Genomic DNA, 25618 nt, shown 5'->3' with positions numbered 1-25618 from the left:
AGTTGACCATGTCTGTTGCTGTTTTTAACCGCCGCTGGGCGACGCTGCTCCTCGAAACCCTGACCCGCCATCAGGTGCAACACGTTTGCATCGCGCCCGGTTCACGTTCCACGCCGCTGACGCTCGCCGCAGCGGCGCACCCGCACCTTATCTGTCATACCCATTTTGATGAACGAGGCCTTGGCCATCTGGCGCTTGGTCTGGCAAAAGCCAGCGGACAGCGCGTGGCAATTATTGTCACTTCCGGCACGGCAGTGGCCAATCTCTATCCGGCGCTGATCGAAGCCGGGCTGACAGGCGAAAAAATGGTGCTGCTCACCGCCGATCGCCCGCCGGAACTCATCGACTGTGGCGCCAATCAGGCCATCCGCCAGACCGGCATGTTCGCCAGTCATCCCGTGCAGACACTGGATTTACCGCGCCCGACACCGGAAATCAGCGCCCGCTGGCTGGTCTCTGCACTGGATAATACGCTGGCGCAGCAGACGCACGGCGCGGTGCATATTAACTGTCCGTTCGCCGAACCGCTTTATGGTGAAGACAATGGTGAGCACCAGGACTGGCTGGCACAGTTGGGCGACTGGTGGCAGGGGCATCAACCCTGGCTGAATTACCCGCCGGTTGAGCATACAAACGTACAGCCAGACTGGTTTTCATGGCGTCAAAAGCGCGGCGTGATTATTGCGGGAAGGATCTCCGCGCAGGAAAGTGAATCAGTCGCCCGCTGGGCAGAACTGCTTGGCTGGCCGCTGCTAAGCGATGTTCAGGCTTCTACCGGTAATCCGCTTCCCTGCGCCGATTTATGGCTGGCCTCACCGCAGGCGCAAGCCGTGCTGGCACGCACTCAGCTGGTTATTCAGTTTGGCGGCGGTCTGACCGGTAAACGTTTACTGCAATGGCAGGCGGCATGCGAACCCGACGAATACTGGCTGGTTGACACGCTTCCGGGTCGTCAGGATCCGGCGCAGCACCGTGGCCGCCGGATACAGGCACAGGTCGCTGTCTGGTTGCAGGCGCATCCGGCGCAACCGCAGCCTGACTGGGCGGAAGAACTTGAGTCCTGTTCACAACGGGCCAGAGATGCGGTGAAAACGCATCTTGAAGGGACGTTTGGAGAAGCCGCTGCCGCATGGCAGCTTCCGGCATTATTGCCGCCGCACGGTCAGTTATTCCTCGGCAATAGCCTGATCGTCCGGCTGGTGGATGCGTTTGCAAAACTGCCCGCCGGTTATCCTGTTTTCGCCAATCGAGGTGCAAGCGGTATTGATGGGCTGCTTTCTACCGCCGCTGGTGTGCAGCGTGCGACCTGCAAGCCGACACTGGTGCTGCTAGGTGATATCTCCGCGCTTTATGATTTGAATGCGCTGGCGCTGATGCGTCAGTGCTCTGCGCCGACGGTCATTATTGTGGTGAACAACAATGGCGGGCAGATTTTCTCGCTGCTGCCGACACCAGAAGCTGAGCGCCAGCGGTTTTACTGTATGCCGCAGAATGTCAGTTTCAGTCATGCGGCGGCGATGTTTGGTCTGGATTATGCCTGTCCGACATCCATGTCTGCGCTTCAGGAGGCAGTGACCGAATGCTGGCAGCATGGCGGTGTGAAACTCATTGAACTCAGAGTCAGCGAGACGGACGGAGCCGAAAGCCTGCGCGCGCTGGTCCGCGAGGTCAGTACATCATGACCCTAGCCTGCACATCCTTAAATGCCGGAGTCACAGGTCGCCCGTGGCTGGTTTTCCTCCACGGCCTGTTGGGCAGCGCTGCGGACTGGCAATCGTTACAGGCGTCCCTCGCAGGCTGGCCTTGCCTGTTTATCGATTTACCGGGACACGGGCGTTCAGCGGCGTTAACGGCTGCCGGTTTTGCGGATGTCAGCCAGTTGCTGACAGAGACTTTGCATCAGCAGGGGATCGCATCCTACTGGCTTATTGGCTATTCGCTCGGCGGACGCATCAGCCTGTATCACGCCTGTCAGGGGGATCGCAGCGGATTACAGGGAGTGCTGGTCGAAGGTGCACACCCTGGGCTGAGCTGCCAGGCCGAACGCGCGCAACGCCGTCATCACGATCAGCAATGGGCGACGCGTTTTTTGCAACTGCCGTGGAAACAGGCGCTTGCCAGCTGGTACCGCCAGCCGGTGTTTTCCAGCCTGACCGACGAACAGCGTCAGCAACTGATTTTACTGCGCGAAAACAATAATCCACACACTGTTGCCGCGATGCTTACAGCGACATCGTTATCGGTGCAGCCTGATTTGCGCGGGGAACTGCATAAGCTTTCCAGTCCGCTTGCCTGGCTGTGCGGCACTCATGACACCAAATTTATCCATCTCGCGCAGCATTCCGGTTTCGGACTGCGCACTATCGCCAATGCCGGGCATAACGCCCACCGTGAAAATTCGGCGGAATTTGTCCGTCAGGCGCTGGCATTTATTACTTCACCTGTCTTAAAGGACGTTGCACATGATTTATCCTGATGAAAAAGAACTTTATGCGCCGGTCGAATGGCGTGACTGCACCGGTGAGTTTGAAGATATCCGTTATCACAAATCCACCGATGGCATCGCTAAAATCACCATCAACCGCCCTCAGGTGCGTAATGCATTCCGCCCGCTGACGGTGAAAGAAATGATCCGCGCCCTCGATGATGCCCGCAATGACGAAGGTATCGGTGTGATCGTGCTGACCGGTGAAGGCGAAAAAGCCTTCTGCGCCGGTGGCGATCAGAAAGTCCGTGGCGACTACGGCGGCTATCAGGATGCCAGCGGTGTTCATCACCTGAACGTATTGGATTTCCAGCGCCAGATCCGCACCTGTCCTAAACCGGTTGTAGCGATGGTGGCCGGTTATTCCATCGGCGGCGGACATGTGCTGCATATGATGTGCGACCTGACCATTGCGGCAGATAACGCTATTTTCGGTCAGACCGGCCCGAAAGTCGGATCTTTCGACGGCGGCTGGGGCGCATCTTATATGGCGCGCATTGTCGGACAGAAAAAAGCCCGCGAAATCTGGTTCCTGTGTCGTCAGTATGATGCCAAAGCTGCGCTGGATATGGGGTTGGTAAACACTGTGGTTCCGCTGGCAGATCTGGAAAAAGAAACCGTGCGCTGGTGTCGTGAAATGCTGGAAAACAGCCCGATGGCGCTGCGTTGCCTGAAAGCGGCTCTGAACGCCGATTGTGACGGTCAGGCTGGTCTTCAGGAACTGGCGGGTAACGCCACAATGCTGTTCTACATGACCGACGAAGGTCAGGAAGGCCGCAATGCGTTTAACGAAAAACGTCAGCCGGACTTCAGCAAATTTAAGCGTAATCCCTAATGCGCCGCGCCACAGTGTACCGGTACAGCCTGCCAATGGAAGCGGGCGTGGTGCTGCGCAATCAGCGCCTCAAAACGCGCGACGGGCTGCTGGTTTCGCTGTGGCAGGATGATAAAACCGGCTGGGGTGAAATTGCGCCGCTGCCCGGTTTCAGTCAGGAAGATTTGCCTCAGGCACAGGAAGCCGTTCGGCATGGCCTGAGCCAGTGGGTGCAGGGCGCGTCGCTGACGGCGGTCGCCTCGGCATTCAGCACGTTGCCTTCGGTAGCGTTCGGGCTCAGTTGTGCCGACGCCGAACTGCGCGAAGAGCTGCCTCAGGTGCTCAGCACCCGCTGCGCGCCTTTGTGTCACGGTGATCCGAATGAACTTTATGCCCGCCTCGGCGCATTGCCCGCTGATGCGCATGGCCGGAAAGTCGCGAAAGTAAAAGTTGGACTTTACGAGTCTGTCGGCGACGGGCTGAACGTCAGCATGCTGCTGGAAGCCTTGCCGGATTTGCATCTGCGCCTCGATGCTAACCGCAGCTGGACGCCGGTGAAAGCGGCAGGATTTGCCCGCCATGTTGCGCCGGAACTGCGATCCCGCATCACTTTTATTGAAGAACCCTGTCTGACCCGCGAACAGTCCCGTGATTTTGCCCGTCTGACAGGCATCGCGATTGCCTGGGATGAGAGCGTGCGCGAAGCCGGTTTTACCGTGCAGGCAGAGCCGGGTGTGGCAGCGATCATCATTAAACCCACGCTCACCGGCAGTCTGATGCGTTGCCGTCAGCTGATAGCACAGGCGCACGCCGCCGGACTGGAAGCGGTAATCAGCTCATCGCTTGAATCCAGTCTGGGGCTGACGCAGCTGGCACGTATTGCACAATGGCTGACACCGGATGCTGTTCCCGGTCTGGATACATTAGATCTGATGCAGGCGCAGCTGGTTCGTCACTGGCCGGATTCAGTGCTTCCGCTGACGGATGTTTCCGCGCTGGAGATCGTATGGCAGAGCAAATAATGACGGACTGGCCGTGGCGTCAATGGTCTGCCCAGACCCCTTTTGCTGTGGCACTCAACGCCGCAGATGTCAGCTGGTGCTGGCGTGATTTACAGCATCGCGTTGATGCGCTGGCCGCCGGATTTATTGCTCAGGGCGTGACGGAAGGCACCGGCGTGGTGCTGCGCAGTAAAAATAATCTGGATGCGCTGCTGAGTTATCTGGCGCTGTTGCAGACCGGCGCGCGATTATTGCCTCTCAATCCCCAGCTGCCTCAGACGTTGTGTGACGAACTGCTTTCGCAGCTTGATATCGGTTTTATGCTCGACCTTGCTGAGCCCGCCCTTGGGTTGAATATCCCCGCGCTGTCGCTGCAAAATGCCTGGTCTGTCAGCGCCGTCGCGTGGCAGCCGGATCGCGTAGCAACCCTGACGCTGACCTCCGGCTCTACGGGTTTACCTAAAGCCGCTGCGCATACCATCGCCGCCCATCTGGCCAGTGCGGCGGGCGTACTGGGATTGATCCCTTTCACGCATAACGACAGCTGGTTGCTCTCTTTGCCGCAATTCCATGTTTCCGGGCAGGGCATCATCTGGCGCTGGCTGCTTGCCGGAGCGACGCTGGTGCTGGCCGACGGACAACCCTTTGAAACAGCATTGCAGGAATGCAGCCATGCCTCACTGGTGCCGACCCAGCTCTGGCGTCTGCTAAAAGGCCCCTCGCTGCCGGGAAAACTGAAAGACGTTCTGCTCGGTGGCGCGCAGATCCCGCCGGAATTGACCGCACAGGCGGAAAGCGCCGGCATCCGCTGCTGGTGCGGATATGGCATGACTGAAACGGCGTCTACCGTGACGGCAAAGCGTGCAGATGGATCAGCGGGCGTCGGGCTGCCGCTCAGCGGGAAAGTCGTCACCATCGCCGATCAGGAAGTCCTGATCCGCAGTGACAGCCTGGCCTGTGGTTACTGGAAAAATGGAGCGCTGACGCCGGTAGTCAGTACCGACGGCTGGTTACATACCCGCGACCGGGGGGACTGGCGAGATGGCGAACTGCTGATCGCCGGACGGCTGGATAATCTCTTTTTCAGCGGCGGGGAAGGGATACAGCCTGAAGATATCGAGAAAGTGCTGGTGAGCCATCCCCAGGTTTCTCAGGCATTTGTCGTGCCGGTAGAGGATGAGCAATTTGGTCAGCGGCCGGTTGCGGTACTCGAAGCACAGGCAGGGCTGTTGTATGAGGAACTCAATCTCTGGCTGAGCAGCAAGATCCCGCGTTTTCAGCTGCCGGTGGCTTATCATCCGTTGCCAGAAACCCTTGCTCAGGGTGGGATTAAAATCTCGCGGGCCAGCGTCCGCCAGTGGATAGACAGGCTGTCGTAACGCGTGCTTGTCAAAACAAAAAAGGGCCGCGCATTGCGGCCCTCGTCATTTCTGAACAGCAAAAGTCAGTCTTTCAGTGCTTTCTCAACACCTGCACCATAAGCCGGGCAGACTTTACAGAACAGCGCCACCTGACGCGCCTGCGTGTCCGGAGAGGCATGTTTCAGCTCACCCGCAATGCGCGAAAACATACGCTGATGTTCGGCTTCCGAAAGCAGATTGAACAGCAAACGCGGCTGGGTGAAGTAATCGTCATCTTCACGATGATTCCAGTGATCGGCTGCGCCTTCAATGCTCAGTGGCGGTTCGCTGAAATCAGGTTGTTCCTGGAACAGACCGGCGTTATTCGGTTCATACGTTACGCCGTTGCCGCTGTTGCCATCCACGCGCATTGCGCCGTCACGGTGATAATTATGGAACGGGCATTTTGGTGCATTAACCGGGATCTGATGATGGTTCACACCCAGACGATAGCGGTGCGCATCGCCGTATGAGAAAAGACGGCCCTGCAACATACGATCCGGCGAGAAACCGATGCCCGGCACCACGTTAGCCGGGCTCATTGCCACCTGTTCCACTTCGGCAAAGTAGTTTTCCGGATTACGGTTCAGCTCGAATTCACCCACTTCGATCAGCGGATAATCGCTGTGCAGCCAGACTTTGGTCAGGTCAAACGGGTTGTACGGCAGTTTTGAGGCATCCGCTTCCGGCATGATTTGTACGAACAGCTTCCAGCGCGGAAAATCGCCGCGCTCAATCGCTTCATACAGATCGCGCTGTGAGCTTTCACGATCGATGCCCACCAGTTTTTCGGCTTCATCATCCATCAGGTTTTCAATACCCTGCTGGCAGCGCAAATGGAATTTCACCCAGAAGCGTTCGTTTTCTGCATTGATAAAGCTGAATGTATGGCTGCCGAAACCGTGGATATGACGATAAGATGCTGGCAGACCGCGGTCGCTGACGTCGATAGTCAGCTGATGCAGCGCTTCCGGCAGATGAGAGAAGAAGTCCCATTTATAAGCAGGATTGCGCAGATTGGTGCGCGGGTCACGTTTAACGACGTGGTTCAGGTCAGGGAATTTCAGCGGATCGCGCAGATAAAATACTGGCGTATTGTTACCGACTAAATCCCAGTTGCCTTCTTCGGTGTAAAACTTCATCGAGAAACCGCGGATATCACGTTCTGCATCCGCTGCACCGCGCTCACCGGCCACCGTTGAGAAACGAATAAACATGTCAGTTTGTTTGCCGATTTCTGAGAAGATCTTCGCGCGGGTATAGGAGGTAATATCATGGGTTACGGTAAACGTACCGTGAGCGCCGGAACCTTTCGCGTGCATACGACGCTCAGGGATCACTTCCCGGTCGAAATGCGCTAATTTCTCAAGAAACCACACGTCCTGTAAAAGCATCGGTCCGCGGCGACCCGCAGTAATAACGTTATTATTATCGACGACGGGCGCGCCAGCGGCGGTGGTTAATCCTTTCTTAGTCATAATAAATTCCTTCAATTATGGATTTGAAATGGTCGGGCGAGGGAATAAATGAATCTATTTACCTCCTTGTCAGCGGGTTGCTTTCCTAAGCCAAACTTACTCTACTGCATTAGTAATAAACCCTATATTGATCATGGGCAAATAGGTGGGAGTTATTAATTCAACGGGAAAACTTCATTTCATCAATGAAAACGATGTTTCTTACAATTTTCACTCGTGAGAGGAATGTTTAAAGTTCCAAAAAGTTGTTACAGCAGAGTGAATTGCTTTAGACTTCGTGCGGAAGAATTAATGTCGTTTAGCTATTATTTGGGAAAAATAATGAAAAAGATCCTTGTCGCTGGCGCAGCCGCCAGCCTGATGTTTGCCGCAGCTTCTGCAAATGCAATCAGTGTTAACGGTGAAGTCGGCGAACACTACACACACCTGGGCGTGGGCTTTGGTACCACTTCTCCGGGCCTGGCGCTGAGCGGTGACTGGACTCATAACGACGATGACGGCGATGTGGCTGGCCTGGGTTTAGGTTACAACATACCTTTAGGCCCGTTCATGGCGACCATTGGTGGTAAAGGCTTATATACCAATCCGAAAGATGGCGACGAAGGTTATGCCGCTGCTCTCGGCGGTGGTCTGCAATTGCCAATCGCAAAAATATTCAGCCTGTACGGCGAGTATTATTATTCTCCGGATTCCCTCTCAAGCGGCATTGGCAGCTACAAAGAAGCTAACGCTGGCGTGCGTCTGACCGCAATCCCGCTGGTTACCGTGAGCGTGGGTTACCGCTACATGTCTATGGACGGTAAAGACGGCAACCGCGATAACGTGGTGGCAGACGGCGCGTATCTGGGCGGCGCCATCAATTTCTGATTCTGTCTGAAACAAAATCTGAAGGCTCGCATTCGTGCGGGCCTTTTTGTTTTCTGCTCTGCGGAGATTGTTTTTCTTTCTCAGCCTTTCTACAGTGGAATGACAAAAAAACCAGAAGGAGAACGGGATGCTTAGGGTTGAGATGCTGAGTACGGGTGATGAAGTGCTGCACGGCCAGATTGTGGATACCAATTCGGCGTGGCTGGCGAATTATCTGTTCGAACAAGGCTTGCCGATGACCAGTCGTGAAACCGTGGGCGACAGTCTGGATGCGCTGGTGGCGGTTCTCGAAGAACGCAGCCATATCGCCGATGTGTTGATTGTGAACGGAGGCTTAGGGCCAACGACGGATGACCTGAGCGCGCTGGCGGCGGCGAAAGCCTGCGCAGTGGAACTGGTAGAAGATGCCGGATGGATTGAAACCATGCAGGCGTTCTTCAATGAACGCGGCCGTCCGATGGCCGAGTCCAACCGCAAACAGGCGCAGATCCCGGCCAATGCCGAACTGCTGGATAATCCGGTCGGCACCGCCTGCGGATTTAGCGTGAAGCTTAACCGCTGTCAGATTTTCTTCACTCCGGGTGTGCCTTCAGAATTTAAAGTGATGGTGGAACAGCAGATCGTTCCGCGGCTGCATAAACAATTCCCGGCTCTGGAAGCTCCGTTGTGCCTGCGTCTGACCACTTTTGGTCGTGGTGAAAGCGATCTCGCCACCGAACTGGATAAGCTTGAACTGCCTGAAGGCGTGGTGATGGGTTACCGTTCTTCATCGCCGATTATCGAGCTGAAAGTCACCGGCCCGCGGTCGCAGGAAGCAGCGATGCACAAAGCGTTTGAGCGCGTGCGTGAAGTGGCGGGGGAGAGCACGATTTTCGAAGGACTGGGCAGTCTGCCGGATCGTCTGGCAGAGCGTCTGCTGGCGCAGGATTTGCGTCTGGCGGTCAGTGAAAGTTTCACCGGTGGCTTACTGAACTGGCGTCTGCAAAGCGCAGGCGTCCCGCTGGTCAACGGCGAATTATTGCCTCAGGGCGAGGAAGCCTCGCCGGAAAAATCCCTCGAATGCTTGCTGGCACGGGCGCAGAATCTGGCCGAAATCACTGGTGCGCAATTGGCGCTGGCCGTCGGAGCATTATCGGGCGAACAACTCAGTCTGGCGCTTCACACGCCGTCGGGCACCTGTGGTCTGACGATCCGTTATACCGCAACCCGTCACGGACTGGCGTTGCGACAGGAAACGATGGCGATGGTAGCAATGGATATGTTGCGCAGGTATCTGAACGGGTGGGAGCCGGTGGCGGACTATCCGTGGCTGGATCGGGTTGCTAAGGTTTAGGTTTTACAAAAACCAGATCAACACCTTGGGTGGCAACCCACGGTGTTGATCTTAAGGTCAGTTTGGGCGGTGAGCCCAATGTCTTGATGTTGAAGGCTAAAAGCTAAAGGCAGGCATGGGCAGCAGCCCATCAAAACTCAATCTCAACATCCCCAACCGGCATGCAACAACACGGCAAAATCTCGCCGTCAGAGATGAACGCCAGAGGTTTTTCACTATACTGAACGGCACCGTTAATCAGCCGCATCCGGCACGATCCGCAATAGCCTTCCCGGCACTGGTATTCCACTTCGACCTGATGATGTTCAAACACTTCCAGCAAATTCCGATGCTCTGACTTACAGGCCAGTTGCCGTCCGTTTGCTGAAAGTGTGATAGTTCTGTCCGTCATTTACAGCTCGAAATCACTCAGGTCGTCGGCGTGAACTTCTGAGTCAATCTGACCGACCAGATATGAGCTGACTTCCACTTCCTGTGGCGCAACCTGTACGTTGTCGGATACCAGCCAGGCGTTGATCCATGGGATCGGATTAGAACGGGTTTTAAATGGAGCGTCCAGGCCCACGGCCTGCATACGGATGTTGGTGATGTACTCGACGTACTGACACAGAATGTCTTTGTTCAGGCCGATCATGGAACCGTCTTTGAACAGGTATTCCGCCCAGTCTTTTTCCTGCTGTGCTGCGAGCACGAACAGGTCATGACATTCCTGCTGGCATTCCTTGGCGATTTCCACCATTTCAGGGTCGTCCTGACCTGAACGTAACAGGTTCAGCGCGTGCTGAGTACCGGTCAGGTGCAGGGCTTCATCACGGGCGATCATCTTGATGATTTTCGCGTTGCCTTCCATCAGTTCACGTTCTGCAAACGCAAATGAACAGGCGAAGCTGACGTAGAAGCGCACGGCTTCCAGCGCATTCACGCTCATCAGACAAATGTAGAGTTTTTTCTTCAGCTCACGCAGGTTAACCACGACAGTCTTGCCGTTCACCTGATGCGTACCTTCACCCAGCAGATGGTAGTAGCTGGTCATCTCAATCAGCGTGTCGTAATAACCGGAGATGTCTTTCGCGCGCTTGAGGATTTCTTCGTTGGTAACGATATCGTCAAACACAATCGCCGGATCGTTCACGATGTTGCGGATGATATGCGTGTATGAGCGCGAGTGAATGGTCTCTGAAAACGCCCAGGTTTCGACCCAGGTTTCCAGTTCCGGAATAGAGATAAGCGGCAGCAGCGCTACGTTCGGACTGCGACCCTGGATGGAATCCAGAAGGGTCTGGTATTTCAGGTTGCTCAGGAAGATGTGCTTTTCGTGATCCGGCAACGCCTGAAAATCGATACGGTCGCGGGACACATCAATCTCTTCCGGACGCCAGAAGAAGGACAGCTGTTTTTCGATCAGTTTTTCAAAAATTTCATGCTTCTGCTGGTCGAAACGTGCAACGTTAACCGACTGGCCAAAGAACATTGGCTCAAGAAGCTGATCGTTTTTATTCTGGGAAAAAGTACTGTAGGCCATAACTTCCTCGAAATTCTCGGCAAAAACCCCCTGACGGGGGTTTTGAATAATTTATTTAGTTAAAACAGTTGATTAGATTTTGCAGGCACCGCTTTCGCAGTCATCAGCCACTTCGGCTTTCATGTCTTCCTGAACATCGTCAGCACCGTCACGGGTGTTCTGATAGTACAGAGTTTTCACGCCAAATTTGTAGGCCGTCAGCAAGTCTTTCAACAATTGCTTCATCGGCACTTTGCTGTTCGGGAAGCGCGACGGGTCGTAGTTAGTGTTAGACGAAATCGCCTGGTCGATGAATTTCTGCATCACGCCAACCAGTTGCAGGTAACCGTCATTGTTCGGCATATCCCACAGCAGTTCGTATTGATCTTTCAGACGCTCATACTCAGGCACCACCTGGCGCAGGATCCCGTCTTTCGACGCTTTGATACTGATGTGACCGCGCGGTGGCTCAATGCCGTTGGTGGCATTGGAGATCTGCGAAGACGTCTCAGAAGGCATCAGCGCGGACAACGTGGAGTTACGCAGACCGTGTGTTTTGATATTTTCACGCAGCGTAGCCCAGTCCAGATGCAGCGGTTCGTCGCAAATTGCATCCAGGTCTTTCTTGTACGTATCCACCGGCATGATGCCTTTTGAATAAGTGGTTTCATTGAACCACTGGCACGCGCCTTGTTCTTTCGCCAGTTCGTTCGAGGCTTTCAGCAGGTAATACTGAATGGCCTCGAAGGTTTTGTGCGTCAGGTTGTTGGCGCTGCCATCGGAATAACGCACGCCGTTTTTCGCCAGATAATAAGCGTAGTTAATGACGCCGATACCCAGGGTACGACGGCCCATCGCACCGCGTTTAGCGGCTTTGATCGGGTAATCCTGATAATCGAGCAGGGCGTCGAGGGCACGAACTGCCAGCACAGCCAGTTCTTCCAGGTCGTCGAGGCTTTCGATAGCGCCGAGGTTGAAGGCAGACAGCGTACACAGCGCGATTTCGCCGTTTTCGTCGTTCACATCGTCCAGCGGTTTGGTTGGCAGCGCGATTTCCAGACACAAGTTGGACTGGCGAACCGGCGCGATAGCCGGATCAAACGGGCTGTGGGTGTTGCAATGGTCGACGTGCTGAATGTAGATACGCCCGGTTGAGGCACGTTCCTGCATCATCAGGGAGAACAATTCAACCGCTTTAACTTTCTGCTTACGGATGCTGGCGTCCTGCTCGTATTTCTCATACAGACGCTCGAACTCCTCCTGATCGGCAAAGAACGCATCGTACAGGCCAGGGACGTCAGACGGGCTGAACAGCGTGATGTCGCCGCCTTTTACCAGACGCTGATACATCAGTTTGTTGATCTGTACGCCGTAGTCCATATGACGGACGCGGTTGCCTTCAACCCCACGGTTGTTTTTCAGAACCAGCAGACTTTCGACTTCCAGATGCCACATCGGGTAGAACAGCGTCGCTGCGCCGCCACGCACGCCGCCCTGAGAACAGGATTTCACGGCGGTCTGGAAGTGTTTATAGAACGGGATACAACCGGTGTGGAACGCTTCGCCGCCACGGATCGGGCTACCCAGCGCACGGATGCGACCGGCGTTGATGCCGATACCGGCACGTTGGGAAACGTATTTCACGATGGCGCTGGACGTCGCGTTAATGGAATCCAGGCTGTCGCCACATTCGATCAGAACACAAGAACTGAACTGACGGGTCGGGGTACGCACGCCGGACATAATCGGCGTAGGCAGAGAAATTTTGAAGGTAGAAATCGCGTCGTAAAAACGTTTGATGTAATCCAGACGGGTTTCGCGCGGGTAGCCGGAGAACAGACAGGCCGCGACCAGAATATACAGGAACTGTGCGCTTTCGTAGATATCGCCAGTCACACGGTTCTGTGCCAGATATTTACCTTCCAGCTGCTTCACCGCGGCGTAAGAGAAATTCATGTCGCGCCAGTGGTCAATAAAACTGTCCATCTGCTCGAACTCTTCAGTCGTGTAGTCTTCCAGCAGATGTTTGTCGTATTTACCCATTTCAACCATACGCGTGACCTGTTCGATCAGTTTTGGTGGTTCAAACTGGCCGTAGGCTTTTTTACGCAGATGGAAGATAGCCAGACGTGCAGCCAGATACTGGTAATCCGGTGCATCTTTCGAGATCAGGTCAGCCGCTGCTTTGATAATGGTTTCGTGAATATCAGCGGTTTTGATCCCGTCATAGAACTGGATGTGTGAACGAAGTTCTACTTGAGAAACTGATACGTTTTGAAGACCTTCCGCTGCCCAGTCAATGACACGGTGGATTTTATCAAGGTTGATGCGTTCTGTGCGGCCATCACGTTTAGTTACAAGCAGACTTTGGTTCATTCGGGGCGATACCTCAAAGGTTTATAAAGGGTCTGACCTGTCCACGCAAAACACGCGCAGCAGCACAAGGTGTCCCTAGTGTGCTGGTCAGGATATAAACACAATATATTGTGGGTTTGTTATTTTCTGATGACAAGATAGTGACTGACTGGCCCTTTTGCAAGTGAACAAAATGGCCTGTTTTGTGGATAAGTTGGGGAGAAATTTTTGAGCCGAGCCTGAAGAGTCCGTCATTGCTGGCGCGGCAAACCTGTCAATATCTGAGATACGATTTTCTTATATTTTTGAGAAAGGTGATCGACTGCCGGTTTATTAAACGTTAGAAAAAAACGCTATATTGATCTGAATAACTATTCTAAAAAATCATGTTGCGGCAGCAGGTGTGACCAACGCCCTAAAAACTAAGGTTTAAGTGAAATTCAGGGCAGGGAAGTCAGGGCGAACTCTGAGATTTTCAGCCCGGACAGCATCTTCCGGGCTTGACGACAGAGGGGTTTTAACGCAACAGCGTTCAGGCTTTATCTTCTGCCTGCGTGTGGATCATGTAATTGACGTCGACGTTCGGGCCAAGTTTGAAATGGTCGGTCAGCGGGTTGTAATGCAGCCCCATAATATGACGTTCGAACAGCGATGTGCGGTCAATCATGCCCAGCAATTCAGAAGGCTTGATGAACTTTTTAATGTCGTGCGTGCCTTTTGGCACCATCTTCAGCACATATTCTGCGCCGAAAATCGCCATCAGCCAGGCTTTGTTGTTGCGGTTGATGGTGGAGAAGAACACGTGGCCGCCGGGTTTCACCAGACGCGCGCAGGCAGCAACAACAGAGGCCGGATCCGGCACGTGCTCGAGCATTTCCATGCAGGTGACGACATCATATTGTTGCGGATGTGCTTCGGCATGCGCTTCTACCGTTTCCTGCACGTATTCGACTTTCACGCCACTTTCCAGCGCATGCAAACGCGCGACCTGTAACGGCTCACCACCCATGTCCAGCCCGGTCACCGTTGCGCCTGCCACCGCCATGCTTTCACTCAAAATGCCACCGCCACAGCCGACGTCGAGGACATTCTTACCGAACAGGCCATCGGCGCGTTCAAGAATGTAGTTCAGACGCAGCGGGTTGATGCGGTGCAGCGGTTTGAATTCGCCTTCCAGATCCCACCAGCGTGAGGCGACGGCCTCAAATTTGGCGATTTCTTCATGGTCGATGTTCTGCGGTGTTGCGGACGGTGTGGTTGTCATGAGCGTGTGGAACTCCTTATTTCCTGATAAGCGGATTATACATATTCCGTCTGGTTTGGTTCAGTTTTGTCGTTATGGTTAATGTTTGTACGAAATGAACGGCTTTGCGCAAAGGTTTGAATCACGTTGGATAATAGTACGCAAAAGGGGGCGGTTGTTTTCCACGTTTCTCTGGTTTGTGGTATAGTTTTACACCTTTGCGCTATATATGCCTACGTGGGCAGCGGCCATGAATAATCAGTAGAGGGATAGCAGCTCCATGAGCGACCTTGCCAGAGAAATCACACCGATTAACATCGAAGAAGAGCTGAAAAACTCTTATTTGGATTATGCGATGTCCGTTATTGTCGGACGTGCGTTGCCAGATGTGCGCGATGGTTTGAAACCGGTGCACCGCCGCGTACTTTTCGCAATGAATGTCCTCGGTAACGACTGGAATAAAGCCTATAAAAAATCGGCCCGTGTGGTCGGTGACGTTATCGGTAAATATCACCCTCACGGTGATACCGCGGTTTATGACACCATCGTTCGTATGGCTCAGCCTTTCTCACTTCGCTATATGCTGGTGGACGGGCAGGGTAACTTCGGTTCAGTGGATGGCGACTCAGCAGCCGCCATGCGTTACACCGAAATCCGCATGTCAAAAATTGCTCACGAATTGCTGGCAGACTTAGAAAAAGAAACTGTCGATTTCGTGCCAAACTATGATGGCACAGAACAAATTCCTTCTGTTATGCCAACGCGCATTCCTAACTTGCTGGTTAACGGCTCGTCAGGTATCGCGGTGGGTATGGCGACGAACATTCCGCCGCATAACCTCACCGAGGTTATCAACGGCTGTCTGGCGTTCATTGAAGATGAAAACATCAGCATTGAAGGGCTGATGGAACACATCCCAGGGCCAGACTTCCCGACAGCGGCAATCATCAACGGTCGTCGTGGTATCGAAGAAGCTTACCGTACCGGCCGTGGCAAGATTTATATCCGTGCCCGCGCTGAAGTGGAAGCGGATGCGAAAACTGGCCGCGAGACCATCATTGTTCACGAGATCCCGTATCAGGTGAACAAAGCCCGTCTGATCGAAAAGATCGCCGAGCTGGTGAAAGAAAAACGCGTCGAAGGTATCAGTGCGCTGCGCGATGAGTCTGATAAAGACGGTATGCGTATCGTCATTGAAATCAAACGTGACGCCGTGGGTGAAGTGGTTCTGAATAACCTCTATTCCCTGACGCAGTTGCAGACCTCTTTCGGCATCAACATGGTGGCATTGCACCAGGGTCAGCCGAAAATTCTTGGTCTGAAAGAAATCCTGTCTGCGTTCGTTCGCCACCGCCGTGAAGTCGTCACACGTCGTACTATCTTCGAACTGCGCAAAGCGCGTGACCGTGCTCATATCCTCGAAGCACTGGCGATCGCGCTGGCAAACATCGATCCGATCATTGAACTGATCCGTGCTGCACCGACTCCGGCTGAAGCGAAAGCTGGCCTGGTCGCGCGTTCATGGGATCTGGGTAACGTTTCAGCAATGCTGGCAAGCGCCGGTGATGACGCCGCGCGTCCTGAATGGCTGGAGTCACAGTTTGGTATTCACGATGGAAAATACTTCCTGACTGAACAACAGGCGCAGGCCATTCTGGATCTGCGCTTGCAGAAACTGACCGGTCTTGAGCATGAAAAACTGCTGGATGAATACAAAGAGTTGCTGGTGCAAATCGCCGAGCTGCTGTTCATCCTGTCCAGCCCCGACCGTCTGATGGAAGTCATTCGTGAAGAACTGGAAGCGATCCGCGATCAGTACAACGATCCGCGTCGTACCGAAATCACTGCTAATACGTCTGACATCAACATCGAAGACCTGATCAATCAGGAAGATGTTGTTGTGACCTTGTCGCATCAGGGTTACGTGAAATATCAGCCTCTGACTGATTACGAAGCGCAGCGTCGCGGCGGTAAAGGTAAGTCAGCAGCACGTATTAAAGAAGAAGACTTCATCGACCGTCTGCTGGTGGCGAACACCCATGACACCATTCTGATGTTCTCAAGTCGCGGACGTCTGTACTGGATGAAAGTTTATCAGTTGCCGGAAGCCAGCCGCGGTGCCCGTGGTCGTCCTATCGTCAACCTGCTGCCGCTTGAGCCAAACGAACGTATTACCGCCATTCTGCCAGTACGCGAGTACGAAGAAGGCCGTCATGTGTTCATGGCAACGGCGAGCGGTACCGTTAAGAAAACCGCGTTGACCGATTTCAGCCGTCCACGCAGCGCCGGCATCATCGCCATCAACCTGAACGAGGGTGATGAGCTGATTGGTGTTGACCTGACTGATGGTAAAGATGAAGTCATGCTGTTCTCTGCCGCCGGTAAAGTGGTGCGCTTCTCTGAAGAAGCGGTCCGTTCAATGGGCCGTACGGCGACCGGTGTTCGCGGTATCCGTCTGGGCGAAGGCGACAGCGTTGTGTCGCTGATTATCCCACGCGGTGACGGTTGTATTCTGACCGTGACTGAAAACGGCTTTGGTAAACGTACTGAATCTACCGAATACCCGACCAAATCCCGTGCAACGCAGGGCGTTATCTCAATCAAAGTAAGCGAGCGTAACGGACCGGTGATTGGCGCGATCCAGGTTGATGAAGCGGATCAGATCATGATGATCACCGATGCCGGTACCCTGGTGCGTACCCGTGTTTCTGAAGTGAGTACAGTTGGCCGTAACACCCAGGGTGTGACGCTTATCCGTACCGCAGACGATGAGCACGTGGTCGGCCTGCAACGCGTTGCAGAACCGGTAGAAGACGAAGAGCTGGATGGCGTAGCCACCGAAGCGGGCGAACTGGAAGCTGCACAAGCAGCCGACCTGCCAGACGACGCAGAAAGTGAAGACGACCAGCCAGCTGACGACGAAGAAGAATAAGTTTTCTTAGCCGGTTGAAAGAAAGGCATAACATGGAAACGTGTTATGCCTTTTTTATTAACATCGTATTTTTTAGAAAGTACCGGTTAGTGTATTCTGTTATTCATTCCGCTCTGAAGAGCCGCCAGAATTATGGTTAATCCTTGAAATATCTTGCTTCGTTTCGAACAACGCTAAAAATATCCCGCTATCTGTTCCGGGTGCTGGCGCTCATGTTGTGGACACTGGGTGTGCTGCTGACCACCTTTTATGTGCTCAATATTTTCCACAACAAAGAATCCGAAATCCGTGATGAGGACAACTTCAATTACGATCTCGCGCAGAGCTACATCAAGAACTCCAATGACGTGATGCACAGCATTAAGTTCATGGCGGAAAAGCGGCTTAGCGATTCAATGAACGGGCTGGATATCATCAATGGCATGATCAGCACCAAAAACACTCAGCCGACGTATCTTTCCCTCTTTCCTGAATCTGACTGCTCGCAGATCACTGACAGCTACCGCAACTCCCTGTCTACGCTCGGAAACATGATCCACTATTGGAAAGATAATTTTTCAGATGCCTACGACCTTAACCGGGTGTTCTTTATTGGCGGCGCTAACCTGTGTCTGGTGGATTTTGGGATCAGCAGCGAACCGTTCGAACGTGCCAGTCAGGACCAGCTCAAATCGTTACACGAAAAAATTCTGCAATACCGTAACGGGAAGAGTCAGGATAAAGAAAACAGCTTGTACTGGGTGTCGCAGGGTAGCAACAAAGATTCGGGTTATCTCTATGTTCTGACGCCAATTTATGTCGGAAACAAGCTTGAAGCACTGATGGGGATTCAGCAAAATCTCCGTCTGGAAGATTTGGTCAATCCGAATGCGCAGCACACCACTGTCACGCTGCTTGATGCTGACGATCAGCCGCTGCTGAATATTTCTGAGGATAACCGCACCGCCGCGCCCGTAGCCAATATTCCCGAGGAAAGCTCATTCTTTGGCTATGTGAACGGTTACAAAGATCTGGTCTATAAAAAGCCGCTGACGCCTTCCTCACTCAGCGTGGTGTATTCGATGCCGTTTAATACGGTCATCGAGCGTTTTAAAATTCTGATTTTTAATGCGGTGTTACTGAATATTTTCTCCGGCCTGTTGCTGTTTATTCTGGCCTGGGTTTTTGAGCGCAAGATGTTTTTACCCGCCGAGGATAATGCCTTCCGCCTCGAAGAACATGAGCAGTTCAACCATAAAATCGTCGCTTCGGCACCGGTCGGCATTTCGATTCTGCGCATCAGCGATGGCGTCAATATTCTGAGTAACGAACTGGCGCACAACTACATCAATATGCTGACGCAGGAAGACCGGCAGCGTATTACGCGCATCATCTGCGACCAGCAAACCAACTTTGTCGATGTCATCACTAAGAACAATAACAACATCCAGCTGAGTTTCGTGCATTCGCGCTACCGCAATGAGGATGTGGCGATCTGCGTGCTGATTGACGTCAGCTCGCGCGTGAAAATGGAAGAATCGTTGCAGGAAATGGCCAATGCTGCCGAGCAGGCCAGCCAGTCGAAATCGATGTTCCTCGCAACCGTCAGCCATGAATTGCGTACGCCGTTGTACGGCATCATCGGTAACCTCGATTTACTGCAAACGCAGGGGCTGCCGCAGGGCGTTGACCGTCTGGTCACGGCGATGAATAACTCCTCGGCGTTGCTGCTGAAAATCATCAGCGACATTCTCGACTTCTCGAAAATTGAATCTGAGCAGCTGAAAATCGAGCCGCAGGAATTCTCCTGTCGTGAGGTCATCACGCATATTGCCGGTAACTATTTACCGCTGGTGGTGAAAAAGCGGCTGGGTCTGTACTGCTTTATCGAGCATAACGTGCCGCTGTCATTTAATGGCGACCCGGTACGTTTGCAGCAGGTCATTTCTAATATTCTCAATAACGCGATTAAATTCACTGATACCGGCTGCATTGTTCTGAATGTCAGAACCTGCGGAAATTATCTCGAGTTTCAGGTACGAGATACCGGCGTGGGCATTCCTGAGCGGGAAATTACCCGTCTGTTTGACCCGTTCTTCCAGGTCGGAACCGGTGTCCAGCGACACTTCCAGGGAACCGGTCTGGGGCTTGCGATTTGCGAAAAGCTGATCAACCTGATGGATGGCGATATCGAAGTTGAATCCGAACCGGGGCTGGGCAGTTCGTTTACTGTGCGTATTCCGCTTTATAACGCGACATTCCCCTCAGGCGATCCGCTGGATGACTGGCAGGATAAAACGGTGTGGCTGGATGTGCGCAACGCTTATCTGGAAAGCTATCTGATGCAGCTGCTTCGCTATTACGGCGCGAATATCCAGCGTTGCGAGGCGGGGATGCAAAGTCAGCGTGAAGACGTATTGATCACCGATATTCCGCGGATCCATAAAGATGAACTGGCCGCGCAAATTGAGTTTTCTATCGATCACATTGGCCCGCCGGTCGAAACGCGTCCGGGCTACTGGGTACACAGCACTTCTACGCCGCTGGAAATCACCGCGCTGCTCAACAGGATCTACCGCCTTGAAGCGGAGATGGAGGAGGGCGTTCCGGCGCTTCCTGAAGCCACGGTGCAGGATTATAGCGATGTGACCCTGCTGGTGGTGGATGACCATCCGATTAACCGCCGTCTTCTCGCCGATCAGCTGGGAACCATGGGGTATATCGTGGTGACGGCAAATGACGGGATTGATGCACTGGATGCCATGCGTGCGCACGAAATTGATATTGTGCTCAGCGACGTTAACATGCCGCGACTTGATGGTTATGGCCTGACGCAGAAGCTGCGTGAACTCGGCCATACGCTGCCGGTGATTGGTGTGACCGCCAATGCGCTGGCTGAACAACGGCAGCGCTGTCTGGAAGCGGGTATGGATAACTGCCTCTCCAAGCCGGTCACCCTGGAAACCCTGCGCGATACGCTCAGTTATTACAGCGCGCTGGTCCGAAAGAAACGAGATAGCTGAAAACCACCCAAACAAAAGGCACCGTGAAGGTGCCTTTTTTCCTTACTTCCTGAGACGACCAAGCTGAAACGTTAGTCTCTATCCACCGGCTGTGAGCTGACGGAAGACAGGTAGTTCAGCAGGGCGATATCATTTTCCACGCCCAGTTTCAGCATCGCAGATTTCTTCTGGCTGCTGATGGTTTTGATGCTGCGGTTCAGCTTTTTGGCAATCTCAGTCACCAGGAAGCCTTCTGCGAACAGGCGCAGAACTTCGCTTTCCTTCGGAGACAGGCGTTTGTCGCCGTAACCGTTGGCGCTGATTTTTTCCAGCAATTTCGCCACGCTGTCCGGCGTGAACTTTTTGCCTTTTTGCAGTGCCGCCAGCGCTTTAGGCAGGTCAGTTGGCGCGCCTTGTTTGAGCACAATCCCTTCGATATCCAGATCCAACACAGAGCTCAGGATCGCCGGGTTATTGTTCATGGTCAGAACAATAATGGAGAGCTGCGGGTAATGGCGTTTGATGTATTTGATCAACGTGATGCCATCGCCGAATTTGTCGCCCGGCATGGACAGGTCAGTGATCAGAACATGGGCGTCGAGTTTGCTTAAGCTGTTAACCAGTGCAGTGGAGTCCTCGAACTCACCTACAACATTCACCCATTCAATTTGTTCAAGGGACTTACGAATACCAAACAGGACGATAGGATGGTCATCAGCAATAATTACGTTCATATTATTCATGTGATTAGCTACCTTGCTGGAGCAGTCTGGAGACAAAAGAATCAATGTGATTGATGGTTTCAGTAATCTGTAATGCATCGCCATCTGCGATGTATTGTTCTAACGATTCACACATTTGCTTGCCTGGGGTCAGGTTCAGCATGGCGAACACCCCCTTGAGACGATGTGCTGTTTGTGAAAGTGACGTGAAGTCACGACGTTGGTTCTCATTATACAGTTTCTCAAGATCTTCCGGTACCGTCTCGACGAAAAGCTGATAGTAATCGCTTGATTTTAACTGCTTTTCATAATGGTCGAGAGAGTCTTCACCGGGTTCTTCGGATGAAACACTGTCATCGGAAACAGAAAATTGCTGTTCGATTAACAGTAGGGTTGCGTCAATCAGCGCACTGCTGATGTTGTAATTGACGCGAATATAATGCTTTTCAAGCTGCTGGAAACCCGACTCATCGTCGGTCAGCAAAAGCGTAAATTTGTCACTGTTTTGCGGGTTATCAGTCAGTAAAACGTCGTATTTCCGCGCGACCTGCCGGTCATCTGCCACGATACATACCGCACCGTATGCATTCATCGTACGGGTCACAATCCCGCGAACTTCATCTGACGTGATGTCGAGTAACACGGTGACATCATTGAGTAATTTCTCGTGTTCAGCTTCAATTTCCTGCGCTTCCTGACGCTGTTTAACCCGCACAGTATAGCGCGTGCCGATATTTAACTTGCTGCGGATCTCTAACTGCCCGCCAAGCTTTTTGCACAACTGATTACACAGGAAGAATGTCAGCCCGGACCCGTGGTTAAAACGATCTACCAGCGTCTGACTCAGGAAAGGATAATTCAGATTGCTTAATTCTTCCTTGGAAATTCCGCTACCGGTGTCGTTAATGTGGAAAATTAACTGATCCGGGCGATCTTCGTCCTGTTCGCTGGTCAGCGTCACTTTCCCCAGAGAGGTGGTAACGATGGCGTAATCAAGCAGCAGCGAAAGGATTTTCTTCACCGCCTGTACATCACCGATGAATGTCGCTTCCGGGGCAATCTGGAAGTGATTCAGCAAGCCGAGACCTTTCTGATTCAGGCGGGGCAGGGCTTCAAGCAGCAGTTCATCAATCATGGCAGATAATACGTACTTTTCGCCAGACGGTTGCCAGTCCTGCGTCTCCAGCCGCGTCAGCAGGGTGATGTTATCCACCAGCGTCAGCGCATTGCGCGATTCATTGAGCAGTTTACCTTCAAGCGTCTGGCGCTCTTCCGGGCGTTGCTCTTCCACCAGCGCCACCGCCAGTCCGTTCAGTTCCTGCAACGGCTGATTCAGTTCAATGCCTAAATTGTGCAGCATCAGTTTGCGGGCCTGCAGGTTTTTCTCAAACTCGCGTTTTGCCTGTTGCAGCGTCCGGTTCACCATTACTTCTTTATCCTGATCATGAAGCATGAACAGGTAAGTTTCCGGTGAAATCTGACTGCGGATCATACGGATTTCATAGACTTCATTATTCACGGTTGCCTGAATGGTGCCGTGATGCTGTTCGGCCATATTGGCGATTTTGTTCAGGCTCAGATGCGGCAACAGCTGGTCGGCAATTTTATTGCTCAGCACCACACTGTGATTACTGAAGTTATACACCAGCAAACCGAGCGGCAATCCGGAGATAATTTCCTGGTTCAGCGCCTGTTGCATCTGCAACTGCGCGGCCATATTTTCACTCGGGCGGATGTACTGATGGCGGATAAAGTAAATGCTCGCCATCGCCAGTCCCATCAGGAACAGGTTAATCAGAATCAGCCAGAAATTGTTACGGGAAAGGTCCAGGACCAGGCTAAACAGCGGAACATGATAGGTCAGCGACAGCGGAGAATTACTCAGCGGGACGTCAAACACCAGCGACCAGCCCTGCATCACGATGCTGCTTGCCTCTGCGTTATCGTCAGCCGGATCCCCTTCATTCACCGCCGTGGTGTTTCCGTTTAACTGGAAATTATCCCGCGCCATGTTGTACGGGATCAGGTCGGTTATCGGCAAATCAAACGCAATAACGGTCGCCAGATGTCCTGGGTTATTAAACGTGGTACGCAGGGAGAAGGCATAGTCGCTGCTCTGGCGCGATTTTCTCAGCGCAGAATAGCTTTCGCGCTCATCAAGCGTATTGGCCTGTTGCAGCATTTCTGCGCGGCGTGCCTGCAAAGTGCTGGTGAACGCGTTTTCCTTCAGGCGGGAATCTTGTTGCTGCAAAGGAACGGTCGTGACTACCAACATACTGTTGTCCTGACCGTTCAGATAATAGAGCGAGTAGGGCAGTGTATCTGAACCCCACTGGTCATCCAGAAACGACGAAATCTTCAGAGTTAAATCCAGCGTTGAGCTGTCATGCGTGCCGAAAATAAGCGCGTCGGTTTTTTTGTGGGGTTTGGAAACGAGATACATGTCCTGACGCAGACGGATTTCCTGCGCGCTGACCGCATCCGGTGTCATAGGCTGACCCGAATAGTTGTCATAAATCTGGTAGGTCATGTAACGGAATTTATCGATGCGTTTTTGCAGCAGTTCGGCGGTGTTTTGCACTGTACGCATCTTATCGTTCAGATAAGCGTTGGTGTAATTGTAACCATACAGGCCCAGCCCCATCACCAGAAGGACAATGAACAACCAAAAGAAGCGCGTGATATTGGTTGATGTCAGCGATAAATATTTACCAGCCATGATGATGAGTATTTTCCTTCATTCTTGTTATTACTCTTTACCGGACAACGGCTCTGGCGCAGGCAGTGACGCAAAGCATCATTGCCGCAACGCAACCTAATGCAAAAGACAAACTGCTGACCTGGGCGATAAAACCTATTAACGCAGGACCCGCCAAAATACCGGCATAGCCTAACGTTGTCACGGAGGCAATCGCCATGCTGGCAGGCATCGATGTCTGATTTCCTGCCGCGCTGAACATGATCGGCACCAGATTCGAGGCACCAAATCCGATCATGACAAAGCCCAGACCGGCGATCCACAGATTATCCACCACCGTCAGCAAAATCAGTCCGAGGCTGGCACAAAGACTGCCGTACATCAGCACCTTATAACGCCCGAACGCCGCAATAATGTTGTCACCTGTCAGACGTCCTGCGGTCATGGCGACCGAGAAAACAGCGTAACCCAGTCCGGCCTGATGTGCTGCCACGCCGCGTTCCGTGGTCAGAAATAGCGCCCCCCAGTCCAGCATCGAACCTTCGGTCAGAAACATGACAAAACATAAAAAGCCCAGCAAGATTACCCAGCCGCGGGGGAGGACAAAAATGGGGCCGTCGCCGTCATGGCGGGTTTCGCGCCACAGATGCGGGCTGGTCAATATCACCAGAACCGCCAGTAAAATCACGATTACCATCACCGATTCAAAAGGCGTCAGCCCGAAAAATAATAAACCGGTGACGGCCAGCGCGCCAAAAATACTGCCCATACTGAAAAAGCCATGAAACCCGGACATCATCGCGCGGCCACTGGCTTTCTCAACCACTATCGCGTGGACATTCATCGCCACGTCAATCATGCCTATCGCGGCGCCGAACACCAGCAACACCAGAGCCATACCGGCGGCGCTGTCCATCAGCGTCAGCAGCGGCAACGCCAGCAACAGCAACACGCTGGCAATCAAAATCACGGTTTTACATCCCAGTTTTCCGGTCAGAAAACCGGTCAGCGGCATCGAAAAAGTCGAACCGGCACCGATACATAACAGCAGTAATCCCAGTGTTCCGTCACTGATCGCCAGCCGCAATTTAACAAAGGGCACCAGAGGCGCCCAGGCGGCCATGGCAAAACCGGATAATAGGAAAACAAGCCGGGTGGCATGTTGTTGCGCTCTGCCCGGAACCAGCGTTGCAGTCAGCGGGCGTTCAGGTGGCGAAGCTGTCGTCATCGGATCTGGAGACATCTTTGGAAATTCCTTTTCGGTAACCCTTTTTGATTTGTCTATTCGATGTGTCTTTTCGATACAAACAAGACTGACTCAGTTTCCACCTGTCTGACTGACCGGACACTTTATCAGAAAGCATAAGTTACTGTGATTGCACATAGTCTTAATTATTATTCAGCGGAATACATTAGCGATAAATAATCTAAAACGCGATCACACAATTGATAAATCATTTTGATGGGTGATTGCGATGGCTAATGCTTGATTTTATTAATAATGATCTCGCTCATTCTTTGCATAAAAGTTAAGAAGATGTTGTTTTTTATGGATTTGTTTTAATTCTCAGTAAGCTAGATGACGATTTAACACTCGTCAAACTAATGTTTCGTGATTCTTTAATGAAACTTTCTTGTCATGATGATTATGTTTTTTTATGGCACTTATCTCAAATCATGCATATAACTTATGGAGTTTCGGACAAAAAACTACCGAAACGATGAATCACCGAAGTTATAAAAAAATATCTTTATGCATTAATGACGCTTTTATTTGTTCAATTTGTAGTCTATGGCATTCCCTGACA

Annotated in this window: 17 protein-coding genes; 9 read left to right on the top strand and 8 right to left on the bottom strand. The window is 52.7% G+C overall.

Going from position 1 to position 25618, the window contains the following annotated elements; all coding sequences use genetic code 11:
- The first annotated feature begins 8 nt into the window (after positions 1 to 8).
- Genes menD through menE form a run of 5 tightly spaced genes read left to right on the top strand, consistent with a single transcriptional unit; the run spans position 9 to position 5679 of the window.
- Positions 9 to 1682 carry a 2-succinyl-5-enolpyruvyl-6-hydroxy-3-cyclohexene-1-carboxylic-acid synthase gene (gene menD / locus D5398_RS07925; RefSeq protein WP_120507121.1) on the top strand — a complete coding sequence of 558 codons (1674 nt, stop codon included), beginning with the start codon at positions 9 to 11 and terminating at the stop codon, positions 1680 to 1682.
- Positions 1679 to 2476, top strand: coding sequence for a 2-succinyl-6-hydroxy-2,4-cyclohexadiene-1-carboxylate synthase (gene menH / locus D5398_RS07920; RefSeq protein WP_120507120.1), 798 nt, complete (start codon positions 1679 to 1681; stop codon positions 2474 to 2476). Before menD ends, menH begins: the two co-directional genes overlap by 4 nt.
- Positions 2463 to 3320, top strand: a complete 858-nt coding sequence (menB, locus tag D5398_RS07915; protein ID WP_013574606.1) for a 1,4-dihydroxy-2-naphthoyl-CoA synthase — start codon at positions 2463 to 2465, stop codon at positions 3318 to 3320. Before menH ends, menB begins: the two co-directional genes overlap by 14 nt.
- Positions 3320 to 4321 carry an o-succinylbenzoate synthase gene (menC, locus tag D5398_RS07910; protein WP_120507119.1) on the top strand — a complete coding sequence of 334 codons (1002 nt, stop codon included), beginning with the start codon at positions 3320 to 3322 and terminating at the stop codon, positions 4319 to 4321. The genes menB and menC overlap by 1 nt, the downstream gene beginning before the upstream one ends.
- Complete coding sequence (menE, locus tag D5398_RS07905) at positions 4306 to 5679, top strand: o-succinylbenzoate--CoA ligase (RefSeq protein WP_120507118.1); 1374 nt, start codon at positions 4306 to 4308, stop codon at positions 5677 to 5679. The genes menC and menE overlap by 16 nt, the downstream gene beginning before the upstream one ends.
- A 65-nt stretch (positions 5680 to 5744) precedes the next feature.
- On the opposite strand, the gene D5398_RS07900 is transcribed toward menE, so the two are convergent.
- The gene (locus D5398_RS07900; RefSeq protein WP_120507117.1) at positions 5745 to 7178 is read right to left on the bottom strand and encodes a catalase; all 1434 of its coding nucleotides are present in this window, start codon (positions 7176 to 7178) and stop codon (positions 5745 to 5747) included.
- A gap of 321 nt (positions 7179 to 7499) precedes the next feature.
- Between D5398_RS07900 and D5398_RS07895 the strand changes: the two genes are divergently transcribed.
- Both D5398_RS07895 and D5398_RS07890 read left to right on the top strand, forming a co-directional pair.
- Positions 7500 to 8045, top strand: coding sequence for a YfaZ family outer membrane protein (locus D5398_RS07895; RefSeq protein ID WP_120507437.1), 546 nt, complete (start codon positions 7500 to 7502; stop codon positions 8043 to 8045).
- Between the two features lie 127 nt (positions 8046 to 8172).
- Positions 8173 to 9378 (top strand): nicotinamide mononucleotide deamidase-related protein YfaY, encoded by a 1206-nt coding sequence (locus D5398_RS07890; protein WP_120507116.1) that lies wholly within the window; start codon positions 8173 to 8175, stop codon positions 9376 to 9378.
- A gap of 130 nt (positions 9379 to 9508) precedes the next feature.
- On the opposite strand, the gene yfaE is transcribed toward D5398_RS07890, so the two are convergent.
- From yfaE to ubiG, 4 genes are all read right to left on the bottom strand, one after another.
- Positions 9509 to 9769 carry a class I ribonucleotide reductase maintenance protein YfaE gene (yfaE, locus tag D5398_RS07885; protein WP_120507115.1) on the bottom strand — a complete coding sequence of 87 codons (261 nt, stop codon included), beginning with the start codon at positions 9767 to 9769 and terminating at the stop codon, positions 9509 to 9511.
- Entirely contained in the window at positions 9770 to 10900 is a 1131-nt protein-coding gene (gene nrdB / locus D5398_RS07880; protein ID WP_120132082.1) for a class Ia ribonucleoside-diphosphate reductase subunit beta, read from the bottom strand. It lies immediately after the preceding gene.
- 72 nt (positions 10901 to 10972) lie between these two features.
- Positions 10973 to 13255 (bottom strand): class 1a ribonucleoside-diphosphate reductase subunit alpha, encoded by a 2283-nt coding sequence (gene nrdA / locus D5398_RS07875; RefSeq protein ID WP_120507114.1) that lies wholly within the window; start codon positions 13253 to 13255, stop codon positions 10973 to 10975.
- Positions 13256 to 13766: 511 nt separating this feature from the next.
- On the bottom strand, positions 13767 to 14498 hold the full coding sequence (ubiG, locus tag D5398_RS07870; RefSeq protein WP_120507113.1) for a bifunctional 2-polyprenyl-6-hydroxyphenol methylase/3-demethylubiquinol 3-O-methyltransferase UbiG: 732 nt from the start codon (positions 14496 to 14498) through the stop codon (positions 13767 to 13769).
- Positions 14499 to 14757: 259 nt separating this feature from the next.
- On the opposite strand from ubiG, the gene gyrA reads away from it, so the two are divergent.
- A complete protein-coding gene (gene gyrA, locus D5398_RS07865; protein ID WP_120507112.1) occupies positions 14758 to 17409 on the top strand; it encodes a DNA topoisomerase (ATP-hydrolyzing) subunit A in 2652 nt (883 codons plus the stop codon).
- Positions 17410 to 17552: 143 nt separating this feature from the next.
- The gene (gene rcsC, locus D5398_RS07860; protein WP_120507111.1) at positions 17553 to 20411 is read left to right on the top strand and encodes a two-component system sensor histidine kinase RcsC; all 2859 of its coding nucleotides are present in this window, start codon (positions 17553 to 17555) and stop codon (positions 20409 to 20411) included.
- Between the two features lie 71 nt (positions 20412 to 20482).
- Here rcsC and rcsB read toward each other — a convergent pair whose 3' ends face one another.
- Genes rcsB through D5398_RS07845 form a run of 3 tightly spaced genes read right to left on the bottom strand, consistent with a single transcriptional unit; the run spans position 20483 to position 25038 of the window.
- Positions 20483 to 21133, bottom strand: coding sequence for a response regulator transcription factor RcsB (gene rcsB / locus D5398_RS07855; RefSeq protein ID WP_104921302.1), 651 nt, complete (start codon positions 21131 to 21133; stop codon positions 20483 to 20485).
- Positions 21134 to 21137: 4 nt separating this feature from the next.
- A complete protein-coding gene (rcsD, locus tag D5398_RS07850; protein ID WP_120507110.1) occupies positions 21138 to 23831 on the bottom strand; it encodes a phosphotransferase RcsD in 2694 nt (897 codons plus the stop codon).
- Positions 23832 to 23868: 37 nt separating this feature from the next.
- Positions 23869 to 25038, bottom strand: coding sequence for an MFS transporter (locus D5398_RS07845; protein WP_120507436.1), 1170 nt, complete (start codon positions 25036 to 25038; stop codon positions 23869 to 23871).
- Positions 25039 to 25618: the final 580 nt, after the last annotated feature.

Origin of the sequence: Rahnella bruchi (genome assembly GCF_003614975.1) — a bacterium.
In the GTDB taxonomy this organism is placed as follows: domain Bacteria; phylum Pseudomonadota; class Gammaproteobacteria; order Enterobacterales; family Enterobacteriaceae; genus Rahnella; species Rahnella bruchi.
The sequence above is the reverse complement of the archived record's forward strand: the minus strand, read 5'-3'. Positions and strand labels throughout refer to the sequence as shown.